The sequence below is a fragment of the Singulisphaera acidiphila DSM 18658 genome, from assembly GCF_000242455.2.
Classification (GTDB): domain Bacteria; phylum Planctomycetota; class Planctomycetia; order Isosphaerales; family Isosphaeraceae; genus Singulisphaera; species Singulisphaera acidiphila.
Genome location: NC_019892.1, coordinates 7,667,934 through 7,690,448 on the forward strand (window position 1 = coordinate 7,667,934; position 22,515 = coordinate 7,690,448).

A 22,515-nucleotide genomic window follows, 5' to 3' on the forward strand; every position below is an offset into this window, starting at 1 on the left:
GTCGTTGATTTGACTCCGGTAGCCGCATTTCGCTCCCGGCTTCTATTCGCCCGGGACCGTGATGCGCCATGGAAGGGGGGCGTTCACTATCGAATTGCGGGGCGGCCATAGCCAATGGTTTGGCGGTCGTCTGGGGAGGTTGAATTCATGGGGTGGATCCGCAAGACCCGTCGCCCGGACCGCTGTCAGAATAATCTTGAGATTGAAACGCTGGAGGGACGGACCCTTTTATCGGCGACACCTCGGTTCCACAAATCCCATCATCAGCAGCAACAGATACAGCATCTTGAGCAGATTCGGGCACAACATTTTGCAGCGATCGCTCAAATCCAGCAGACGGCGCATGGATCGCACATCGCAGCGCCCCACACCACCACTTCGACGCTGAATGACGCCTCAATCTCCAACTTCGACAGCCTGGTGGGTGCGTCCAAGGCACGAGCCCAATACGGGGTCGACGGCACCGGGATGACGGTCGCCGTGATCGACTCCGGGGTGAACTACAACCATGCCGCATTGGGGGGGGGACTCGGCCCGGGACACAAGGTGGTCGCGGGGTTCGACTTCTCCAACAACACCTCCGACCCGATGCCATCGGGTAGCTCGCACGGAACCGCCGTAGCAGGCATTATTGCCTCGAGCGACAAGGCGAACCCGGGCGTCGCCCCCGGCGCCGACATCGTGGCGCTTCGGGTCTTCGGTACCGACGGGAAGAGCGATTTCAATCGGGTGGGTGATGCCCTGCAGTGGGTGATCAACCACCACACCGAATACAACATCACGGCCATCAACATCTCTCTCTCCGACGGGAACAACTACGCGCAAAATTGGTTTGCCCGTGATGGAGGTATCGGCCAGCGAATCACCAACCTGGTTAGCACGCTCGAAACGCTGAACATTCCTGTGATCTCGGCGACGGGTAACAGCTTCAGAGGAGCTCAAGGCGAAGGCTTCACCGCGATCATCCCCGACACGATCAGCGTGACCGCCACCGACTCGTCGGACCAGCTTGTGTCCGACGCGCAGCGACTGGGCGTTGCAATCGGCGGAGTCGCGGCCACGGATATCGCCGCTCCGGGCAAGGGGATCATCGCGCCCACCAATGGCAGCGGATTCTCCAGCGGTGACGGAACCAGTTTTGCCGCTCCTCAAGTCACCGGCGCGGTCGTCTTGCTCCAGCAGATTTACGCAAAGCGGTTTAACACTCTCCCCACCGTCAAACAACTTGAAGGCTGGATCAAGCAAGGATCCGATCCGGCATCCGACCCCGCAACCGGAATCAGCATCGGCAGGCTCGATATCCCCAAGGCCGCCGGTCTCATCCCCTCGCCGCCGGGACAGCCCAATGCCCAACCGCAAGTGGTGACACCCACTCCAACACCTACGCCCACTCCAACACCTACGCCCACTCCGACTCCTACGCCCACTCCGACTCCTACGCCCACTCCGACTCCTACGCCCACGCCCACGCCCACACCGACTCCTACGCCCACTCCGACTCCGACTCCGACTCCTACGCCCACTCCGACTCCGACTCCTACGCCCACTCCGACTCCGACTCCTACGCCCACTCCGACTCCGACTCCTACGCCCACTCCGACTCCGACTCCTACGCCCACTCCGACTCCGACTCCTACGCCCACTCCGACTCCGACTCCTACGCCCACTCCGACTCCGACTCCTACGCCCACTCCGACTCCGACTCCTACGCCCACTCCGACTCCGACTCCTACGCCCACTCCGACTCCTACGCCCACGCCCACACCGACACCCACTCCGAACCCCGATCCCTCTCAAGGGTCGAACGGTATCTCGATTTTTGTGAATGGGCGGCTCTTGACCAACCAGAGTGCCGACAAGTTGGCGGGCTTGTTCTCCAACACGTTTTCCAGCGGCGCATCGAGCAAGAACACGATCCGACTCTGGGGAGCAAATGGAAAAGGCATTCAACTCGGCGAGACGCGTCCGACCGGCAAGCTGAAGCACGCCGAGACGACCGATCCCGTCGCCCCTCCGCTTCCGGCTCCCACCGGCCCACTGCAACATGCTCGGCGGTCGCCGTTTGCCCGAACCCGAAAGATCCGTTAGAATCGCCGCAAGTGAGTTGTCCGCGATCCGCGGCGACATGAGCGATCATCGGCCCCGTCCGTCTCGTCCTTCGCGACGAGTCGGCGGGGCCTTCTCGCATCCGGGAGGTTGGATTGGCCACAAAGACTCAGACCGCCCTAATCACGGGGGCGGGCAGCGGGATCGGTCAGGGAATCGCGTTGGCGCTCGATCAGATGGGCCTGCGAGTCGCCCTGGTGGGCCGTGACCCGGCGAAACTCGAGCGCACACGCGACCAGTTAACGCAAAAGGCGGGGCCAGCCCTGGTGGCTGCTTGTGACGTTGCCGATCGAGCGTCCGTCGATTCTGTGGTCGAGCGCATCTTGAAGGACTTCGGTGGGATTGACGTCTTGGTCTGTAACGCCGGGACGAACGTCCGCAATCGCTCGCTGGAAGTTCTCGATCCCGCCGACTGGGACCTGATGATCGCGACCAACCTGACGGGGGCCTTCAACCTCGTTCATGCCGTGCTCCCCTCAATGCGGGAACGGCGTGAAGGGTTGGTCATCCAGGTTGCCTCAATCTCCGGAAAGCGAGCCAGCGTCCTGGGTGGAGGGGGCTACTCCGCCTCCAAGTTCGGCCAGGCCGCGCTCGGGATCTGCCTCGGCCGCGAAGAAGGCCCCCGGGGAATCCGCTCGACCGTGATCTATCCCGGCGAGGTCAACACCCCAATTCTCGAAGGCCGACCCGTCCCCGTCGCTCAAGAGCGGAAAGAGGCCATTCTTCAACCGGCTGACATCGCCGCAGCTGTCCGCTTCCTGGTAGAGCTCAACCCTCGAGCCCACGTTCCGGAACTGGTGATCACACCCACCGTCGACGACTACTTCTGATCGCCTTTGTCGTCCCGAAGCAACGATCGTTCCTGGTCAAGGGGTCACGGGCTGAGTCCATCCCGTGGCCCCTGTACCATTTCCCCCTTTCACAAAAGGCAAAAAAGCCATCCCGCCGCTCCTTCATAACTACTGCACAAAAACACGCCCCCCACCCAAACAGCTTCACCCCTGGCAATTAAAAGCCACCCAGCGGAATCACAAAACATACACACAAATTATTTATAAAATAATATTAACATGTCACAAATCACCATTCATGTCCAATAAATAAACAATAACAGATATCGGTACCATGGTTTGAAATATAACACTCGGGCTTCCTGCCTATCTCGATGACGCATACAACGGCTCGCCCTTGACCACCCTCGGGGTCAGTGACAAAGGCCCGCAGACCCGTCCGGTCATCAATTTCTGCAAAAAAAAGGCCGTGGCGAGCCGCCATCCTACCCCTCGTTGGCCCCTGCAAGAACAGAACATCAAAATGGATCCGCCATTTCTATAGAATATGGGATCGTTGTGTAATATTTGCCGCTATACTCTATAGACTCTGAAGTCGTCGATTTGATAGAATCCCGTTCTACAGGTGTCATCAAGAAGATTCGCCGCTGCCTCGATCGGAATCGCTCCGAATCGATCACGGGGGCGATCCGTCTCGTGCGAAGCCGCATCCTTTCATTGCTATTGCGTTTGCTCGCGTACGTTTTGATTCAAAGGCCAGCTTGGCTGAGCTCTTGGATCGTGGTCGTGCTCGCCCTGTGATTTTCGCTATCCTTTCCTTCTTTTGCTAAGGAGTGTCGAATGCGACGACGCGGATTCACCTTGATCGAGTTGTTGGTCGTGATCGCAATCATCGCGGTTTTAATCGCTCTGCTTTTGCCAGCCGTCCAGGCAGCACGCGAGGCAGCTCGTCGGTCTCAATGCGTGAACAACCTGAAACAAATTGGGTTGGCGATGCATAACTATGAGTCGACGAATGGAGCGTTTCCGTATGGATCCAACTTTTATGAGTCGATCACATCCCCGATTTCAGGACTCAATACATTCGGTGGGAACTGGGTGCTGATGATCCTGCCGAACATGGAGCAGACGGCGCTTTACAATGCCCACAATTTCAGCCTGAGAACCGTGGATCTCCACAATACGACCGTCACACGGTCGGTCATTAGTTCTTTGATCTGCCCGTCTGACCCAGGTGCAGTTACGCCTATCAAAACGGATCGGAGTGAGGTCGTAACGTCGATGGGATTGTGGTATCCGGGGAATATGGGTCCCTCGAATATGGACGCCAAAGTCCCGTATTGCCCGCCGACCCCGCCGGCTTCGACCGTGCAATCGTACTGCTCCCAAGGGACTTGGGGAGCCAACCCCGCCTCGAGAAGTGGCACTCTTGTCGGCTTTTTTGGGCGATTTCAAACCTGTCAGCGCATCGCAGGCGTCACTGACGGCCTGAGCAATACCTTCATGGTGGGAGAGACGCTGCCCACGGACTGCGCCTACTTCGGGGCGTTCAACCACAATTTCCCCATTGCCGGCACATCGATTCCCTTGAATATGATCGGCCTTGTCAACGGCAGCACAGTCAAAATCAACACATTTCAGCAGGTCTGTGGTTATAAGAGTCGCCATTCTGGTGGCGCGAACTTCCTGATGGGTGACGGTAGCACCCGGTTCATCAAGCAATCCATCAACTATCAGACCTACAACGCGGCGGGATCCGCGGCGCTCGGCGAAGTGATCTCGTCGGACGCGCTTTGAGCCGTTTCGATTCGTGAAGCTGAGGTCACTCACCAAAGCCTTGGTCCGAAGGCTGGGATCCGGACATCCAACGCAGATGCCGGGATCCCGGGCTTCCGTGCGATGGATGATTGTCGCGTCACAAGCATCGGAGAGGATCGAATCGAAATGGTTTATCCGCGTGGTCTGCTGCGTCGTCGGCCTTGCTGCTGGTCTCTCTGTGCAGCCGTCGGGCTGTCACTCGTCCTTCTGGGCGGCTGCGGCGATGGTGCCGACAGTGAAAAAGGCTTGATCCCGGTTGCGGGCAGGATAACGCTCGACGGGGGTGCATGGCCCAAGCCCGGCCAACTTGTCCTCATCCCCACCAAGTCATCGGGCTCGGGTGAGGGTGCATCGAGATCGATCACCGCTCCCTTCGATACGGGCGGCGAATTCACGGTCGTCGGCGGCTTCGGAAGCGCCAAAGGTCTTCACCCTGGTGAATACGCAATCGCGGTTGAATGTGCGGAAGATAATGATGAAATGCTTCTTCCGGGAACCAAGCCGAAAGCGGTCAAGAACTACGTCCCGCCACCATATCGAGACCCGAAAACCAGTGGATTGAAAATCGTGGTTGCGAATCAGCCGGTCAAAACCGAACTCGCCGTAAAGTCGAAGTGACTTTTAAGGTTGCGGCCACTTTGCCTCGACGGGTTTCGGCTCGACACACGCCGGAATTGCGTCGTGTTTGGTAATCTCGGCGTTGAATCCACCCAACACCCGGAAGGAGCTCGTCCTCCGGGTGTGAATCGCCTCCGGTGGCGAGTAAAAGAGATGGGGTAGAGAGCGTCCGTCGATCCCCGAAAAGCCAAGCTGGCCGGCGTCCGGTAGCTCGTCCCGTCGAGTGATCGACGTCTTCGAAGAAATGCACCATCACAAGTTAGTTGTGAAAGCAACACGATCATTTTCGCAACCAAGCTCACCCGACCATAGCGTCGGATTCTAGGCCTACCGAGGACGCCGACGGGTACTATTCACAGGCTCGCTCAAACGCGGTGGCTCAAACTCCCTGATCCTTCCCCTGGCGAGGCGTAAAACCAATCCCGTTCAGGGTTAACGACATCACGTGGGATCCGGGACATTGGCACGCCCACCCCCTCGAAACCGCCTATCGCTGAGCAACTCCCATTGCCGACGACTGCGGCCACCTGAGAGTCGGAACAGCGAAGAGAATCATGTCCAGCGGTTTCAGGGGGCTTACGGTCTAATCGCTCTCACCTTGTCGAGCGGACCTCCTGCCTGTCACTCCCTCGAATGAAAGTTTGTTCAGCCAACTGCGGCGTTAACCGTTCATCTGTCCTGCCTCGATGTCGCCGGTCGCGAACTGGTTGAATTCGACGTACTGGAGGTGGCGGTAGAGCTTGCTCTCATTCTGAAGTTGGCGGGGCTGGCCAACCGACTCGATCCGGCCGTTCTGCAAAACGATGATCTGGTGGCACGACCGGATCGTCGAGAGCCGATGGGGCAGCATGATCAAAGTCCGATTCTGCCCGAGTCGCGCGATCGTATCATCGATCAAGTGCTTCGTATCATCGTCGAGAGCGCCCGTCGGCTCCTCGATAATCACGATGGAGGGGTCGTGGAGGTAGGCCCGCGCCAAGGCAATCCGATAGAGTTCGTCAGGTTCGAGGTAGTGGCCGAGCGGCCCGATGATCGTGTCGTACCCGTGAGGCAAGTCTTGGATGAAGTTGTGGGCGTGGGCCACTTTGGCCGCTTCGATGATCCGGGGCAGCGAGTAGCTTGGGTCGCCCAGACCGATACACATCGCCACAGAATCGGTGAAGACGAGATCTGCCTGGAGAACGATCGCAACCTGAGCCCGAACCGATTCCAAGGTCACGTCGCGCAAATCCTGCCCATCGATCCGAACCCGACCGACTTGGGGATCGATCAGCCTTGGGATCAGACAGGCCAGGGCGAGCTTGGCATCTTCATCCAACCCCATCACTGCGGTTCGCGTACCCGCCCGAAACTCGGCGGAGACCCCGTCAAGCAAAACCCGCCCGGAGCGGCTTTCGAGCGAAACGTTTTCCAGCGTCACCCGATCGCGCATCGGAGGGAGGAAATGCGCTCCGCCATGCTGATGCAATTCTGTTTTTCGTTCGAGGAACTCGAAAATCCCCTCGGCGGATCGATTCGCCTGGCGAAGGGTCCGACGCATCTGGATCCATTCCAGCACTGGGTGGATCAACGCCGCGAGCGACACGACCAGGATCAGGGCTGACGCCGGCGCGAGCCTATGGGAGACGACCACGCTATAGCCGAGGAGGCTGATTGCCAGGATGGCCGAAGCGCCGTAGAGCAGAACGTTCGCCGGGTTCAGTCGCCCTTCGGTCTTGATCCGACGCGAGTCCGCATCGCGAAACCGCTCAAGGTGCTCATCGAAGCGTTGTTTGTCGATGTTCTCCATACCGAAGACGCGAACCAGCCTGAGCAGGCCAAGGTCTTCGTGGAGGAGGCAGAGTTGAACGGCCGCATCACGCATCGCGGCATCGGAGACGAGGCGCGCGTCCTTGTTCAGCACGCGGGACGTGAGCCAGTTCAGGGCGCCGAGCGAGGCGAGAAACACAGTCAGGATTGGAGAGATGAACAGGGAGAGAGCCAAGAGTCCAAGCGCCAAGACCGGCATCCGAACCGAATGATCGAGCTCGGTGAAGATTGCGTCGCGGATGTCGTTGACTTCGCGGGTCAGCAAGTTGACGACCGGGCCGATCCCCTCCGTCGGGAGTGACGAATGTCCCAGCCGATACATCTGCCGGTGGATCTGCCGGCGCAGTGAGGTGGCCACCTCGCTGGCCGCGTCGGCCAGGACCGAACGGCGATACTGGGCAATCAGGCTGATCACTAAGAGCAGGCCCGCCGCCATGGCCAGGAGGCTCGTCAATGCGCCCACGTTGTTCATCAGCGTGGGTACGCGGCGGATCACCTTGAGGAGCGTGCGGGCAGCTTGCCTGTGCAATACGCTCGGACTCGACCAGTTGCCTGCGACCAAGGGGAAGAGGCCACTGTCGTCGAAGACCGTTTGATCGTGGACGACCCCCGTTTCGCGGCTCGTCACCCAAGTGGGGAACTTGGCCACCTCACGAGTTGGCATTTGCGCCACGCCTCGCGAAGCCAGAAGGCTAGCAAGCAAACCGGCCACCCCCAGCAACGCGAGAATCAGCAACGAATGCAAGGCCCCGAGAACGTTGGCGATGGCCAACGTCTTGGGGCGATTCTCGAGGAGCTTACGAGCGCGAAGATACGCGTCCGCCTGCATGCGTCATGTCCCGTCGACGTGAGAGGAGGGCGGTGTCGAAACTCGATCTTCGATAACCGACGTGTCGCCCGGGACCCACGTTGGTTTAGGCCAGGTCACGATCCTCGAAGAGGAGGAACGCGAACAGCAGGCATACTCCACTGTACAACATGCAATAGCCGAGAGCGGGCAGAACGTAACCAACCCAGGGAATCATCACCCCCGTCGAGATCGCCGGACCGGCGTTGAAGAACTCGAGCGAAGGGAGAATCCACGCGAAGAGCCGTGCCATGAAGCTGATCAACTCGTTCACGTTCCCGCCTCCCGTCACGTCGACGAGGACCGGCGAAAGGTGACCGAGGAAGAAGACGGCGATGCAGACCACCAGGTTGACGAGCATCGGCAATCGCGTCGAAATCGCCACGCTCAGACTCGCCAGGACCGTCACTTCGAAAAATCCGAGGGCCAAGCCCGGCAAGACCTGCTTGACCTGATCGAACTGCTTGGCGGTTTCCGCAACGCCGCCGGCCGATTCTCTCAGGTCGTAGGCGTACTTGTACCAGACACCCATTCCGAAGAGCGATCCGAGGATCACAAACAAGAGCAAGACACCGAGCTCGATTCCCAGGAACTTGCCAATGATGAACTGTCTGCGATTGATCGGCTTGGAGAGGAGGGTAATTGCCGTCTTCCCGTCGATTTCTTCGGCCACGGTTGAGCTGGCCGTGAGCAGCGCCAGGAGCAGACCAGCGAACGAGATCGTGGTCAGCCCCGTGTCCTTGTACATCTTGATGTCTTCGCCGAACGTGAAGTACGACACGAAGACCGAACAGATCAAGGACGATCCGGCGATGAACGTCAGGACGAAGAAGGCCGGCTGCCTGATCGCTTCCTTGGCGGTCGCGAACGCGATGGTAAGAGCTTTCATGGAGGCGATCACTCGAAAGATGGAGGAGGCCTTACCCAAGGTTGGCTCGGCCGAGATTATGAATCGACGGGGACCAAGAAACACGAGGACTAATACCGGATCTCAAAGCCTTGAAGCTCTGGCTCGCCTATGGGTAGGCCTTCGGTCCGCGCTGCGTGGATCTTGTCTCCAATGGCATGATGAATCGAGTCGAGAAACAACTGGAGCTCGGCTGTTTCCCCCTCAGCGACCAGTTCGACCCGGCCGTCAGCCAGGTTGCGAACGTAACCTGAGACTTCGTACGTCTGGGCTAAATGCTGAGTGGTGAAACGAAATCCCACGCCTTGGACCCGGCCCGAGTAGTAAACTCGGCGACGCTCAAGCGGCATGAGACACAACTCGCGATTGGCCGATGGAAGCGACAAACCAAAAAGGCAGTCCGCCGAGCTCTCAACCACTGTATTCTAGCGTGAGGAAACTGGCCAAGGCAAGCATGACAAACGACTCAGGATGAAAGCCTGGCGATCCATGATCCAACAAAGCGACGCGGTCCTCCCAAGGAAGACCGCGCCGCTGATTCGAGTCGAGCCCTGGCCCTACGATCAAAGGCCGTTGAGCTCGATGCGGTCGATCGATCCACTGGCCGCCTGGATCGAAACCTGCCCGGTGCGGGCCGGTCCAATCCCCAGCGCCCGGAACGGCTCAGCTGGGGCACCCGAGGATCCACTCGCCTTGATGGTGACGTTCGCCAGGGTGAAAGGAAGCCGGTTCTCGACCTTCAACGTCGTGCTCGTCGCCCCCTTACGGGCAACCTTGACGGAAACGAACGTGGAGGCCATGGCGTGGTCAATCGCCCGGGCCAACCCCGGACCGTCGAGGACCGTGACCGTTGAGCCTTCCGTAAAGCTCGTCTTCCCCAAGGGGACCCAGCCTTCCCTCGGCGAAGACCGGTTCACCACCACGCGTCCGCGAGTCTCCCCAGCTTGGCTGGAGGTCAGGGTGACATTCAAGAAGAGGGCGGGGACAGCGGCCGTGGGATCCTCTTTGTCTCCCACCACGCAGAGCGGCAAGCCCATGAGGTGCAAGCCCTCGAGAGCCTCCTGAAGTCGGCCCGCCTCGGTCGCGAGCTCGCCCTCACCCTGCACCCGAATGAAGAGACGTGACTCGGCAAGATAGCTCGGATCAATCACGTCGGACTCACCCGAGGCGTCGACCGCGTCGACGAAGCGAGCGGCAAGCGCCACTTCGTGAGCGTTGATCACCTTGCTCGCCTGAGCACGCATCAGCTCGAACGGAACGTCATTGCAAACGCGCCACATGGCGGCCTGAGCCACGCCCTGGCTGGTGCCGAGCGTCGCGAGGCTCCTCAGCGCCTTGCGAGCGCGCGGGTCGCCCGTGTATTCGTTCACATCCATCAGTTCGAAGCGGTCGCGGCTGGTCGGCGTCGGCATGCCGAAGTTAAGGCAGACCGCGGGCAGTGCCAGGTCGATCGTCTTGCCGACGGGGACGGTGACAATGCTCGATTGCAGGTCGGCCGGCGTGGCCGAGACCGAATGCAAACCGGCTTCGCTTGCGACCGCGCCCCGGAACTGGCCGAATCCGCCGGGCTGATTGGTCGGGGTCCCCAGACCCATGCTCTGGAACCCGCCACCACCGCGTTGACCGGTGGCGCTGGCGGCCACCAAGCCGGGTGGCAGCACCACGTTCAGCCGCTTGGCCGAGGTATTGCGGATCGCAAACCGGACTCGATCCTGACCTTGTCCGCGAACCTCGAGTTCAATATCGCCAGCCTGCCGCGCATCGAGCACGCGAACCGTCTCGGTGACGGCTCCGGTCGCGGGCGACGGCTCTTCCGGCTCGGCAAACGCCGAACCTGCGAAGATCAAACAGGTCGAGAGGCCCGCGGCCGACCAGGCCCGGGCCAGGCAAAGGTGTCGCCACAACATCGCGTTGGACCTTTCCGGACGGGGCCGCTGCTGGAGGGAGGACCCGTTCAAAGATCGCCCTTCCTGGCCCAAGTTATTCACCAGTGTATTCCCAAACTGACCCGTCCCAACCAGGGGAGGTCTCAAGACGTTGGACGTCCCACGACTCCGGTTTATTCGAACGGGCCTCCCCCTATTCTTCGGCAATTCGACCATTCTCCATCGGTCGATTTGGCGAATTGAGGACGACAAGGGGTTCTAATTTCCCTCAGATAGCGATCATACCAGCAACAACCGGCCCAAGGTGTCGCCCCACTCCCCCCTGCCCGCACGATCCTCAGGGTCGCCGCATTCCCAAGGGGGAGGGGGAGAGAATTTTGACCGGTAAGGCGCTCAGCTCTCGAAAAAGGGGCCGGCGAAGGGGCGTTTCGTCGCCTGACCCCAGCAGGGTCCAGACGGTCGCCACCCGAGAGAAGGTTGACCCGTCCGTCAACGTACTCGTGGCGGTCACCTTCAGTTCTCCCACCGCAGGTTCCGCATCCTCAGCGACTCGCAGGATCAAGGCGGCGGTAACGCTGGGGGCACGGAGCTTCCCCGTCGCAGCAGGTCGACCTCCCCCCCGCTCCGGGCGGACCGTCACGGGTTCGGCCGTGACCCCGGACGGCAGACCCGTCGCTCGGAGCACGATCGGGCCAATCCGGCCATCCACGGCGATCCTCAGAGTCACACGTCGAGTCGATCCCGGGGCCAGATTCAAGACGCTTCTCTGCGCCTTGGCCGCCTCTAGAATCCGAGGGTCGTCTCCTGATTCCCCTCTCTCGAGGTCGGGCTGAAAAGTCACAGCGAAGTCGGGTCGAACCGGCTCGACCGTCATTCGGTAGGCAAACTCAGCGCCTCCGTTGCCGTAACGGTCGGCCACCTCGATGAGCCAGTCTCCGTCGGTCTCCGCCTGCTGAACGAGTAAGCTGTCAGTAGGAAAGGCCCCCTGGCCTGGAGACCAAGCGGCCAGCAGCGTTGGAGCGCCGACCTCCATCGGGTCGTCGTTTTCCGCGATCTGGCGGCCTTGGTCATCACGAAGCGTCACCACGGAATCGAGCCACGAACCAAGCGAGGCCGCTTGGATTCCCACTTGAAGCCGCTCGCCTTGCCGGACCGCGACGAGATAGCGATCCACCTCTCCCGGTTTCTCAATGCAGCCGTTGGCGGTGGCCCCCCGAGGGAGTCGCGTTACCGACTGGGTTTCGACGACGTCTGGCCCCGTACCTACGACAAGACGATGGGGCACGATGAGTGGTCCCCTCAGCCCGTCGAAAGGTGGCAGTTCGACGAGCGTGCCGGGACGATCGGGCAGCGTAATGCGTTGGTGAAGCGGAACGTCCAGAGTACCGCCAGAGGCCATGACATCGATCGTTTCTCCGCGTGGCCCCCCCAGCGGAAAGAGCGCGGTGGCAAAGGGCGCATTGAACACGCGGAGGCGGTAACACGCCGCGTCCCCCCCTTGGTAGAGCGCATCGTGGACCCGGACAATGACCGTTCCATCGGTCGGAAACCGTGATGTCACGCGACAGTCCCCCTCAAGCCCGGGAGTGTCCCTCCCCTGAGCCAAGGAGCGTCCCGCCCCATCCAGAAGCGTGATCACCGGCGCGAGGGGCGAACCCAACCGACGGGCCTCGACCTCGACGGTGAACGGATCCCCTGCGCCCCCCTTGATCCGAACGTGATCGACGTCACGATCCCCAAGAACTCCGCTGGCCACCATATTTAAGCCCAGAGGATCCGCGTGAGCGGGGTCGTCGTTGGGTTCCGATTCTTCCACCTGGTTGAGCGTGTCCACTCGGAACAGCACGAGGTTGGACAGACCGCTCGGCCCATCGGCCCTGAGCTCACGAATCCCCGGCTCTGCCGTCACGCGGGTTCGGACCGCCACTTCAAGCTGACCGGCGGCCGTCAACTTGTGCTCCAAGACGTCGACCCCGCTCCCGGAAATCCGAAGCCGCTCGACACCATCGAGGTTCCGCCCGCTGAGCGTCCACTTCGTCGTGCCGCCGACCGTTACTCCTGGAGGAGTCAGGCCCGTAATGACCGGCTCATGAAGAAGGACTCGTGGCGTCGCTGGAGCCGGTGGACTCTGAGCGATGGTTTCCGTGAGCCAGAGAAGGCCCACGAACGTCAGGCCTCGATCCTTCAAGATGCTCAGTCGCAAAGGCGAACCTCACGCCATTTCGGTTTCATCGAATCGAAATTCAAGACAAGATGCTCATCCACTTGCCAGCATAGCCTCCAGAACAGTCTTCCCAGTAGCCCAGCCGTTGGGAGTGTGAGTGCCGTTCTCCTGGAACGATCGTCGCTTCAGAAGAATGAATCCAGTTCCGCCGCCTAGACCCGGTAACTCAATCGTGGCGGTCTACCAGGGCAGTGGCGACTTGCTTGCATAGATGAAGGGAAACACCTTGCGAACGCCATCGAAGAAAAGGACCGACGTGACGGCAAGGAAGAGGATCGTGGAGCCGTGCGCAACGAATTTTCCCGTGATCCCGCCTCGCTTTGCGAAACGTTCGAGGCGTCCCGAGGCGAGCGCGGCCGGGGCCTGCAAGGTGAAGAACGCCAATTGATAGCCGGTGAATCGCGCGGTTGCGATCCCGAACATCAGTTCGTGAAACACACCACTGATGAGGAAGACGAGCAACACAGAGCGGACGGGCGTATGCCGGCCGCCGGTCGTTTGGAAGACGTTTCGATAGAGCCAGTCATGGATTCGGTAGTTGTACCGTCGCCAGAACTCGGACACGGTACGCGACAGGTAAGCGTTTCGGATGATCGGGGTCGTGTCGAATCCGGCCAAGTGTTCGAGCCCGTACAGAGTGCGCGAGAGCGATTCGATCGCCACGACGAACGCCCACAACATCGCCGCGTGGTTAAGCGCAAAGCTCGATCGGATCAGAACGCTGCTCGATAGGCCCCTCAGCGTCAGTATGGCCCCGACGCAACCGGTGATCCCGACCACAAGGCGCAAGACGTGCGGCCAAGGAATCTCCGGACGTAACAGCCGACGCCTGTGATCAGGATAGATAACGGCGAATGCCGGGAACGGGATGAGGAGGCCGTAGTAGTTGCGAAGGATGGTGCTACGGTCCAAACGATCCCAACGGCGGAAGTAATCAACCATCTTGAAGGCGATGTCGCCCGAAATCGCGGCAGACGCCGCCCGCAGCCCCACGCTCGCCGAGGGAATGAGCAAAGGGCACACGAGGACCACCGCCACCAGGCACCAGGCCGCCTGGAAAACTGGCTTGCTGCAAGATCTAAATCGTATGAGAGGGGCAACGACGGCACAGCCATACGCAACGGTGCACGCCAGGAGCAGCGAACCTGCAATGCTCATCGGTCACGGTCTCCCGGAAGCCATCCGTCGAGCACCGCTGGATTCACGAACAAGAGCGCCACCCGTCTGATGAGGCTCACCGTCTGATCGTGGATCCACGCGTGCCACTCACGCAAGGACCGGGAACCGCACGGGACACCGGTCGCGCTGGGAACGATAGATGGCGGTGAACATCGCCACAACCGTGCGTCCGTCCTCCCCCGTCACAGCAGGAGCCCTGCCCCCGAGTATCGCCCGCAGGAACTCGCCGATCTGCAACGCGTGGTAGTGGGTCGTGGCGTCGACCCGCGCGAAATGCTCCCGATCGTTCTCCCGGTACGCGGCGAGCAGGGCCTCCTCGCCTGGAACGTTCCACAGGTCGTTCAGCGGCGGTTCGGCGATCGACGAGACGCCCGCGACGAAAGACGCCCCCCGGTCGGTCTCGACGCCGACCGACGCCCCGTTCGAACCGTGGACGTGCACGTGCGTGAATAACCCCGGCCTCTGCGATAGGCTCGCCACGATCGAAGCGAGCCCCCCCGAAACGAAGCGGACGACAGCCACGGCCGTGTCCTCAACCTCCACGGAGGGGTGGTTGACGTTCGCCCAGCACCCGCTAATCTCCTCGATCTCGCCCATGAACCACGCGAGCAGGTCGAGTTGGTGGGGTGCCTGGTTCACGAGGACGCCACCTCCCTCGGTCTGCCAACGGCCCCGCCAGGGGTCGGACGCGTAGTAGGACGCGTCGCGCCAGTTGAACATGCCCACGACGCTGAGGGCGGGCCGGCCGACCTTCCCAGCCGCGATCGCCGCCTTGACTCGGGCGACCGGCTCGAACCAGCGGCGTTGGCTGACCACGCCGAGGGTCGCCCCGGAGGCCGTCGCCGCCGCGAGCATTCGATCGCAATCGGCGAGCGTCGCAGCCATGGGCTTCTCGACCAGGACGTGGACTCCCGCGCCCAGCGCACGCACGGCAGGGGCGGCGTGGAGCGGGTGGGGCGTGCAGACGCAGACGGCCTCGGGTCTGGCCTTCTCAAGCATCTCCTCCACGTCGACGAACCCCGCGACCCCGAACTCCTCCGCGAATTCTCGCGCGCGGTCGGGGAGTCCGTCGCAGACCGCGACCAGTTCCGACTCCGGGAGCTTCGCAAGCGCGAGGGCGTGGATCCGCCCAACTTTACCGCAACCGATGAGGGCCGTTCTGAGCCGGACCTTACGCATGGCATCACTCCGGGAAATACTTCACCGACATCCGCCGCAAGAAAGCGAGCGACTCGGCCATCTTCTTACGGCCGTTCATCCCGTCCTTCGATGCTGGCCCAGCCGCGATCGCCACGTCCGGGGGGATTCGGAAGATCGCATTGTCATTGTTGAGCCCCCTCGGTGACGCTGGCGATCTCGTCGTGAAAGCCCTTTTAGGGAAGGCGGAGATCTTCAAGGTGCACGAAAACGCCTCCCCGACAGATGCCAGATTGCGCCTGGTAGAAACCTGCGGAGCCGGCTCTCGCTCAGACACGGCTGTGTAGATTACCGCCCGAAGGGATCACACTCCAGATGCCGCCAAGGCATTTGCAGAGTGCAAAGCCGTTACACGGCGACCCCCGCGGGCCCCTGCGTGAACGGAGCCTGAAACAGCTCAGGCCGCGAGCAAACGCCCAAACTCCGATTCCAAATCTTGAGGAACCAGCAACACTCGCCCGGCCGTATTGAAGAGCGAAGATGCTGTGGGCAATTTCGAATCGCCCTCCCATGACTTCGATATGAACGCGCAACGTACAGACAATGTGCTCTGCACACAATCCAGGCTTCGCCCCAGAAGCAACCAGCACACACACGACCACGCACCAGATAGAGTGCGTGCCGAAAGCAATCCGGAGACAAGTGCGAGCGGTCGAACGGCGCTTATCGACAACTCGTGATTGTCGCCGGAGTCAGGGTGAAAGAGATACGGGTGAGGCACTGCTTGCAACACAAGCCGCAATTGAGGCAATTGTATATGAGCTTCTCGAGCCGCTCTTTCCTTTCATCAAAGTTATTCGGCTACTCGGCGTGACGCTCTTGTCGCTCTCGGCCGTGACCACCGGCAAGCACCAGCTCCGCTTGCCAACCCAAGGCACACCGACATGCCTACACACACATACGATGATTATCGACTATTGGATCAACCCGTCACAAAGCAAAGGATTGGCCGCTTTTCTGACGGGGCGTAGCATGGGGAGGCCCCGAACTCTCTTTGAAGAATCGGGCTCAGGCCGTCGGGATGGTCTCTGTGGTCTCGAGCCCGTAATGCGTGATCCCCTCGGCGCGGAGGTCCACCTTCCGGATCTTTCCCGTCACGGTCTTGGGGAGCTGGCTCACGATCCGGATGTAGTGGGGAACCTTGAAGTGGGCGATTTGCCCCCGGCAATAATGGCGCAGCTCTTCCTCGGTCAAGGTGGCGCCCGGCTGGGGAACGACCCATGCGGCGATGACCTCGCCATACTTGACGTCAGGCAGCCCGACCACGGCCACCTCGGCAACGGCCGGATGATGGTGAAGGAACTCCTCGATTTCAGGCGGATAGATATTCTCACCACCGCGAATGATGAGTTCCTTACAGCGGCCGACGATCCGGTAGTTGCCATCCGCGCGGCGCATGGCGAGATCCCCGGTGTAAAGCCAGCCCGCCGCGTCGATGACCTGTGCCGTGGCTTCGGGCGCCTTGTAATAGCCGGCCATCACGCCATGGCCGCGAACCCGAAGCTCACCTGTTTCCCCCTCCCCGACTTCCTTGCGAGTGACCGGATCGACGAGTTGTACCTCGACCCCCGGGATCGGTCGACCGACCGTGCCGACCCGCACCTCGATGGGGTCGTCGACCGATGTCTGGGTGATGATCGGCGACGCCTCGGTCTGGCCGTAGCCGATCGTCATCTGCGAGGCCCCCATCGTGGTGACGACCGCCTCCATCAAGGGCAAGGGACAGGGGCTGCCCGCCATGATCCCGGTCCGCAGACTCGAAAGGTTGAAGCGAGGACGATCAGGGTGGCCGAGTTCCGCCACGAACATCGTCGGCACTCCATAGATCGAAGTACAACGCTCAGAGTCGATCGCGGCCAGAGTCAGCCCCGGATCAAAGCTCGGCGCCGGCACCACCAGCGCGGAACCGGTCAGGGCGCAGACTAAGGTCCCCAGCACGCAGCCGAAACAGTGGTAGAACGGCACAGGGACGCAGACCCGATCGTCGGGCCCGTAACGAACTCGCTCACCGATATAAAACGCGTTCATTAACACGTTTCGATGAGTGAGCATCGCCCCTTTGGGAAGACCGGTGGTTCCCGAAGTGAACTGGATATTGTAGACATCTTTCGCTCGGGCTGAACGCTCGCGAGCGTTCAGCTCCTCATGCGCAACGTCTGTTTCAAGGTCGATCCAGCTCAGCCAGGCAGGACCAGGCTGCTCGCCCAGGGAGATCAGGCGGCGGAGGCAAGGGAGTTTCGCCGAGGCCCAGCCGGTGGAGTCGGCCCGAGCCACCTCGGGGCAAATCGTTTCCACCATCCGCACGAAGTTGGAGTCTTTGAACGAACTGCCCACGATCAGGGTCGCGACATCGGCCATCGCGAGTGTTTCTTCCAGTTCATGGAGTCGATACGCCGGATTGATGTTGACCAAGATCGCCCCGATCCGGCCGACCGCGAATTGCGCAACGACCCACTCGGGGGCGTTCATCGACCAGATGCCAACATGCTCGCCGCGCTCGACCCCCTGCGCGAGCAGACCGGAGGCCACCGAGTCGACCCGGCGATCGAACTCCGACCACGACCAGCGGATCCCCAACGAAGGGAAAACCACGGCATCCCGTTCGGGATAGAGCGCGGCCGTTCGGCGCAGGGCGAGGCCCACGGTCAGGTCAAAAACCCAGGGGGTCGACGGGGCTTTGAGAGAGGCCATGGTGCAGGCTCACTCCTCGGCGATTCGATCACGACTCCAGTTCCACAGCGGTTGTCGCTTGTAGACAAACGCGCGCATCCCTTCCTCGGCCTCCTCGGAGACGCGGACGGCGGCCGTCACGGCGGCCGGGCCTCGCAGGTTGGCGGGGCGGCCGTTGGCTTCGTCGAGCAGCCGTTTGGTGGTGGCCACGGCCTTGGGCCCTGAGGCCATGAGCGAGACTCCCAGTTCAACCGCCTGAGCCAGACAAGAAGCACGGTCGACGACGCGATTGATCAAGCCCCAGCGCTCGGCCTCGGCCGCTGAAATCGGCTCGCCGGTCAGCAGCAGCGAGCGTGCCCTCCGCTCGCCGACCTGCCGGACGAGGTCGTACATCACGACCGCTGCAACCAGGCCGCGACGGACCTCGGGATAACCGATCCTGGCATGCTCGGCCGCAATCGCGAAGTCACAGGCGACCGCTAGCCCTGCCCCGCCAGCGAAGGCATCGCCATTGATCGCGGCGATCGTGGGCTTCGAGAGGTGATGAAGCTGATCCACAAGGTCGGCGATCCCCTGGATGTCGGCGATCGCCTGCTTCTCGGACTCCTCCGTTTCCCCGGCGAGGATCGACTCTTTCAGGTCCATCCCCGCGCAAAAAACGGGGGCGGCCCCCGTCAGCACGACGGCGCGAGTGCCATGCTCCGCCTCGATCTTGGTGAGGTGATCACTCAGCTCGGCCACCAGGTCCCGAGACAGAGCGTTACGACGGTAGGGACGGTTCAGAGTCAGAATGACGACCGGTCCCTGATTATTCCGAAGAACGGTCGGTTGATTCATGGTCCCCCCCCTTCGCGGTCTCGGGTCCGGGCAGCCGCATCTCGAGCAAGGCCACACCCAGGGCCTTACCCTGCGAATCGATGCGGAGCGAGCGGCTCGCTCCTCCTCCCAGGGCGTTTTCCAGCACGAAGTTGAGCGCCTGAATCTTGGGGAGTTCGTACCGCCGGACCTCACCGATCCCAAGCGGTCGAAAGAACTCGGCGACCGCCTCCTCAGTCAACATCTCCTTGAGCCAAGCATAACAGGACGCGTCATTTGCAACGACACCGATGTTCGCCCGGTTCCCCTTATCGCCACTCCGAGCGTGGGCCAGGTCTCCGACACGGACAAGCGAGGCGGGCGGGTGGTCGCTGAACATCAAACGGTCCTCCGCAACCATTCCGAAGCCGGCCTCACTTCCATCCTGGCCTCAACCAGGTGGCGGGGGACCAGCGTGGGCCAGTACCCAAAAGCAGGGCGGGCCGAGGGCCTGCCCGTCGCATAACCCGCGATGCCTGAGGGGCCCGATGTGACCAAAGGGGCGAACTCACGGCAGAACCGCTCGACCGCCTTACGGTTCGGGTCGCGCACGGTCACTCTCAACATGACCTCGAAGGGAGGAGCCTGGGGCCCCAAGACCCCGGGCACGACGCTCCCCGCACCGAGGCATTCGACCAGAGAGTCGGCCAGCTTGAACCCCGCGCGGCGGACCCGTTCCAGAACGATCCAACCGGCCGCGTGCGCTTTGGCCTCGGCCCCGCGTCCGACCACAGCGAGCAAGCCACTCGCCGTCCAGCCGTCGCGATAGACGGCAGCGACCTTGAGTCGATCGCTCGGCGGCCGGCCGGTCGCTCCTCGAAGCGCCACGCGATCCGCACCTTCCTCGGTCAACGCAATCGAGGTCAGATCCACATCGACGTCGGGCGTCCGATAACAGGCAGGGTCGTCAATCTCATAGACGATTTGCTCGGCCACCGTCCCAGCACTGACCAGCCCCCCTGTTCCGTCCGGCTTGGTGATCACGCTCGACCCGTCGGCATCGATCTCAGCGATCGGGTAGCCGATATTCTCGAGGCTGGGGATCTCTTCCCAGCGGTGCCAGAGCCCACCGGTCGCTTGCGCCCCGCACTCGATGACATGACCGGCGGCCGACCCGCCCGCCAGGCGCGTCCAGTCGTCCCAGGCCCACCCGAAGTGAGCGCAAGCCGGCCCGAGGGTCAACGACGCATCGGCCACGCGACCGGTCAAAACAATCCGCGCTCCTCCCGAGAGCGCCTTGGCGATCGGCCCCGCCCCCAGGTAAGCGTTGGCGCTGACCAGGCGATCGGCCACAGTCGAAACGGGTTCACCCGTCTCCATGTGGGGAAGTTCGACATTCTCTTGAACCCACTGGGGGATCGAGCCAAGCAGGTCATCACCCGTCACGACGCCGAGAGGCTCAGCCCCCTGCCCTGCGACGGTGAGAACCTCCGCACATCGCCTGGCGCACGATCGTGGATTCAAGCCCCCGGCGTTGGTGACCACTCGCAGACCCCCTTGATCCTTCAAGAGAGGCGTCAGCCGCTCGAGCAGCTCGGGAAAGTCGGCGACGTAACCAGCCTCGGGATCCTTCAAGCGGAGGTGGCTCAGAATGGCGAGGGTCAGCTCAGCGAGGTATTCCAGCGTCAGGACATCGAGCCGGCCTGCGCTTGCCAGGAGAAAAGGAGCGTCGAGGTTGTCGCCCCAGAAGCCAGCGCCGTTGCCGACACGAAGGGTGCGGTGGGCCATCGTGGCTGAGCTCCTTTTAGGTTAGACCTAAGCCGTTGGACATGGTCTTCCTTCAGATGGCTTACGGGCCTTGGGTGCCACGGGTTGTACCCAACCCGTGAGCCAAAAACCTGGGCTTCCACTCACGGGTTGGGTACAACCCGTGGCACCGACAGAATTGGTTTGGCCGCAGCAACCCATAAAAATATCAAAGAGAACCGTGACCAACAGCTTAGACCTGGAAGACCCCGACCGGAAATCCGACGGTCTCACGCTGGCGTGTCGCAAGGTCAAGCGCCAGAGCAAGTACCTCTCGGGTTTTCAGAGGGTCGATGATAGCATCGACCCACCCTCGAGCTGCCGCGTAGCGAATATCGGTCTCACGGTCGTAACGGGCCCGCAAGTCGTCGGCGATTGCGTTTAATTCGCGGTCGTCGACCTGCTTGCCCTGCCGCTTCAAGGTGGCGACCTGAACGTCGAGCATCGTCCTGGCCGCCTGCTGAGCCCCCATGACGGCATAGCGTGCGCCGGGCCAGGCGAAGAGGAAATGGGGATCGAACGCCTTACCGCAGAGTGCATAGTGCCCCGCGCCAAACGAGTGGCCGACGATCAGGGTCAGTTTCGGGACGACGCTGTTACTGACGGCATTGACGAGCTTGGCCCCCCGACGAATGATCCCCGACCGCTCAGCGTCACGACCGACATCGAAGCCGTTGACGTCCTGGATAAAGAGCAAAGGGATTCGCGCCTGGTTGCAATCGAGCACAAACCGGGCCGCCTTATCGGCGCTGTCGGCATAGATGACCCCGCCGAACTGGTAAGGGCCTCCCCCCTCGGGCCGGAACCGAAGTCGCTGGTTGGCCACGATCCCGACCGGAATTCCTCCCAGCCTCGCGAACCCGCAAAACAAGGACTTGCCGTAGTCAGCGCGATACTCGTCGAACCGGCCCCCATCAACGAGCGCCGCGAGCAGGTCGCGCACGTCGTACTGGGCCGACGAATCGGTCCGCACGATCGAAAAGAGATCGTCGGCCGAACGCGCCGGGGGGTCGACAGGGACACTCTCAGCAGCCCCTTTCGGATCGGGCGGGAGCAGCGAGACGAGCCGGCGCAGGCGGGCGAGGCACGAATCGTCGTCGGGTTCGTGGTAGTCGACCGTCCCGCTGATCGCCGCATGCATCCCCGCGCCGCCGAGTTCCTCGTGCGTGATGTCCTGGCCGATGGCCGCTTTGACCAGGGCGGGTCCAGCAAGATAGAGGCCGGAGCCTTCGGTCATGAGCACCGTATCGCAGAGGACCGGCAGATACGCCCCTCCGGCCACGCAGTTGCCCATGATGGCGGCGAACTGGGGAACCCCTTGCGCAGAGAGGACCGCATTGTTGCGGAAGATCCGGCCGAAGTCATCGTCGTCGGGAAAAACCTCATCCTGCATCGGCAGGAAGACACCCGAAGAATCCACCAGGTAGATCAGCGGCAGCCGGTTCCGCGCAGCGATCGTCTGGGCCCGGAGCACCTTCTTGATGGTCATCGGGAAAAAGGCACCGGCCTTGACCGTGGCATCGTTGGCGATGATCATCACGCGCCTGTCGGCGACCTGGCCGACCCCTGTGATGACCCCCGCGCCGGGCGCTCCGCCCCACTCCTCATACAACTGATAGCCGGCCCAAAGCCCGAGTTCGAGAAAGGATGAATCGACGTCGGTCAAGGCGGCGATCCGTTCGCGGGCGGTCTTTCTTCCCTTGGCGTGCTGACGGGCAATCGCCTCGGCCCCACCTCCTTCACGGATCCGTTCCGCCTCAGCCAACAGGCGCGCGGTCACCTCGCGAAGGTCGGGCTCCACAGGACGTCTGTGATCGGTACCTGATTCAGCGGTCGGCATAGGGCGATATCGTTTCTTGGCA

The 22,515-nt window shown here is 61.7% G+C and carries 16 protein-coding genes; 4 read left to right on the forward strand and 12 right to left on the reverse strand.

From position 1 onward, the window contains the following. The first annotated feature begins 147 nt into the window (after positions 1 to 147). The 4 genes from SINAC_RS29925 (at position 148) to SINAC_RS29940 (ending at position 5,333) form a co-directional block, all read left to right on the forward strand. Positions 148 to 2,088: a S8 family peptidase gene (locus SINAC_RS29925; RefSeq protein ID WP_015249299.1), complete on the forward strand. Its 1,941-nt coding sequence runs from the start codon at positions 148 to 150 to the stop codon at positions 2,086 to 2,088. A 113-nt stretch (positions 2,089 to 2,201) separates the two neighbouring features. Continuing rightward, complete coding sequence (locus SINAC_RS29930) at positions 2,202 to 2,936, forward strand: SDR family oxidoreductase (protein WP_015249300.1); 735 nt, start codon at positions 2,202 to 2,204, stop codon at positions 2,934 to 2,936. A gap of 801 nt (positions 2,937 to 3,737) precedes the next feature. After that, positions 3,738 to 4,694, forward strand: coding sequence for a DUF1559 domain-containing protein (locus tag SINAC_RS29935; protein WP_015249301.1), 957 nt, complete (start codon positions 3,738 to 3,740; stop codon positions 4,692 to 4,694). 147 nt (positions 4,695 to 4,841) lie between these two features. Further along, positions 4,842 to 5,333, forward strand: a complete 492-nt coding sequence (locus SINAC_RS29940) for a hypothetical protein (protein WP_015249302.1) — start codon at positions 4,842 to 4,844, stop codon at positions 5,331 to 5,333. A gap of 661 nt (positions 5,334 to 5,994) precedes the next feature. Here the strand turns inward: SINAC_RS29940 and SINAC_RS29945 are convergent. The 12 genes from SINAC_RS29945 to SINAC_RS30005 all read right to left on the reverse strand — a co-directional run bounded on the left by SINAC_RS29945 (position 5,995) and on the right by SINAC_RS30005 (position 22,493). Beyond that, positions 5,995 to 7,971: an ABC transporter ATP-binding protein gene (locus tag SINAC_RS29945; RefSeq protein ID WP_015249303.1), complete on the reverse strand. Its 1,977-nt coding sequence runs from the start codon at positions 7,969 to 7,971 to the stop codon at positions 5,995 to 5,997. A gap of 85 nt (positions 7,972 to 8,056) precedes the next feature. Then, complete coding sequence (locus SINAC_RS29950) at positions 8,057 to 8,878, reverse strand: ABC transporter permease subunit (RefSeq protein ID WP_237722797.1); 822 nt, start codon at positions 8,876 to 8,878, stop codon at positions 8,057 to 8,059. An 89-nt stretch (positions 8,879 to 8,967) separates the two neighbouring features. After that, positions 8,968 to 9,246, reverse strand: a complete 279-nt coding sequence (locus SINAC_RS29955) for an acylphosphatase (RefSeq protein ID WP_015249305.1) — start codon at positions 9,244 to 9,246, stop codon at positions 8,968 to 8,970. A gap of 213 nt (positions 9,247 to 9,459) precedes the next feature. Next, positions 9,460 to 10,803 carry a hypothetical protein gene (locus SINAC_RS29960; RefSeq protein ID WP_015249306.1) on the reverse strand — a complete coding sequence of 448 codons (1,344 nt, stop codon included), beginning with the start codon at positions 10,801 to 10,803 and terminating at the stop codon, positions 9,460 to 9,462. A gap of 316 nt (positions 10,804 to 11,119) precedes the next feature. After that, positions 11,120 to 12,985, reverse strand: a complete 1,866-nt coding sequence (locus SINAC_RS29965; protein WP_015249307.1) for a hypothetical protein — start codon at positions 12,983 to 12,985, stop codon at positions 11,120 to 11,122. A gap of 201 nt (positions 12,986 to 13,186) precedes the next feature. Continuing rightward, positions 13,187 to 14,164: an MBOAT family O-acyltransferase gene (locus tag SINAC_RS29970; protein WP_015249308.1), complete on the reverse strand. Its 978-nt coding sequence runs from the start codon at positions 14,162 to 14,164 to the stop codon at positions 13,187 to 13,189. Positions 14,165 to 14,272: 108 nt separating this feature from the next. Next, a complete protein-coding gene (locus SINAC_RS29975; protein WP_015249309.1) occupies positions 14,273 to 15,364 on the reverse strand; it encodes a Gfo/Idh/MocA family protein in 1,092 nt (363 codons plus the stop codon). 1,026 nt (positions 15,365 to 16,390) lie between these two features. Further along, complete coding sequence (locus SINAC_RS29985) at positions 16,391 to 18,073, reverse strand: AMP-binding protein (RefSeq protein ID WP_015249310.1); 1,683 nt, start codon at positions 18,071 to 18,073, stop codon at positions 16,391 to 16,393. Between the two features lie 9 nt (positions 18,074 to 18,082). Beyond that, entirely contained in the window at positions 18,083 to 18,889 is an 807-nt protein-coding gene (locus SINAC_RS29990; RefSeq protein WP_015249311.1) for an enoyl-CoA hydratase/isomerase family protein, read from the reverse strand. Further along, the gene (locus SINAC_RS29995) at positions 18,861 to 19,247 is read right to left on the reverse strand and encodes an AtuA-related protein (RefSeq protein ID WP_015249312.1); all 387 of its coding nucleotides are present in this window, start codon (positions 19,245 to 19,247) and stop codon (positions 18,861 to 18,863) included. Before SINAC_RS29995 ends, SINAC_RS29990 begins: the two co-directional genes overlap by 29 nt. After that, entirely contained in the window at positions 19,247 to 20,635 is a 1,389-nt protein-coding gene (locus SINAC_RS30000) for an acyclic terpene utilization AtuA family protein (RefSeq protein WP_015249313.1), read from the reverse strand. The genes SINAC_RS29995 and SINAC_RS30000 overlap by 1 nt, the downstream gene beginning before the upstream one ends. 211 nt (positions 20,636 to 20,846) lie before the next feature. Then, the gene (locus SINAC_RS30005) at positions 20,847 to 22,493 is read right to left on the reverse strand and encodes an acyl-CoA carboxylase subunit beta (protein WP_015249314.1); all 1,647 of its coding nucleotides are present in this window, start codon (positions 22,491 to 22,493) and stop codon (positions 20,847 to 20,849) included. Positions 22,494 to 22,515 lie beyond the last annotated feature (22 nt).

Coding starts and splice junctions, on each gene's coding strand:
- SINAC_RS29950 (WP_237722797.1), bottom strand. CDS start 8,878: ATGAAAGCTCTTACCATCGCGTTCGCGACCGCCAAGGAAGCGATCAGG.
- SINAC_RS29925 (WP_015249299.1), top strand. CDS start 148: ATGGGGTGGATCCGCAAGACCCGTCGCCCGGACCGCTGTCAGAATAAT.
- SINAC_RS30000 (WP_015249313.1), bottom strand. CDS start 20,635: ATGGCCCACCGCACCCTTCGTGTCGGCAACGGCGCTGGCTTCTGGGGC.
- SINAC_RS29945 (WP_015249303.1), bottom strand. CDS start 7,971: ATGCAGGCGGACGCGTATCTTCGCGCTCGTAAGCTCCTCGAGAATCGC.
- SINAC_RS30005 (WP_015249314.1), bottom strand. CDS start 22,493: ATGCCGACCGCTGAATCAGGTACCGATCACAGACGTCCTGTGGAGCCC.
- SINAC_RS29955 (WP_015249305.1), bottom strand. CDS start 9,246: ATGCCGCTTGAGCGTCGCCGAGTTTACTACTCGGGCCGGGTCCAAGGC.
- SINAC_RS29975 (WP_015249309.1), bottom strand. CDS start 15,364: ATGCGTAAGGTCCGGCTCAGAACGGCCCTCATCGGTTGCGGTAAAGTT.
- SINAC_RS29935 (WP_015249301.1), top strand. CDS start 3,738: ATGCGACGACGCGGATTCACCTTGATCGAGTTGTTGGTCGTGATCGCA.
- SINAC_RS29985 (WP_015249310.1), bottom strand. CDS start 18,073: ATGGCCTCTCTCAAAGCCCCGTCGACCCCCTGGGTTTTTGACCTGACC.
- SINAC_RS29940 (WP_015249302.1), top strand. CDS start 4,842: ATGGTTTATCCGCGTGGTCTGCTGCGTCGTCGGCCTTGCTGCTGGTCT.
- SINAC_RS29970 (WP_015249308.1), bottom strand. CDS start 14,164: ATGAGCATTGCAGGTTCGCTGCTCCTGGCGTGCACCGTTGCGTATGGC.
- SINAC_RS29995 (WP_015249312.1), bottom strand. CDS start 19,247: ATGTTCAGCGACCACCCGCCCGCCTCGCTTGTCCGTGTCGGAGACCTG.
- SINAC_RS29960 (WP_015249306.1), bottom strand. CDS start 10,803: ATGTTGTGGCGACACCTTTGCCTGGCCCGGGCCTGGTCGGCCGCGGGC.
- SINAC_RS29990 (WP_015249311.1), bottom strand. CDS start 18,889: ATGAATCAACCGACCGTTCTTCGGAATAATCAGGGACCGGTCGTCATT.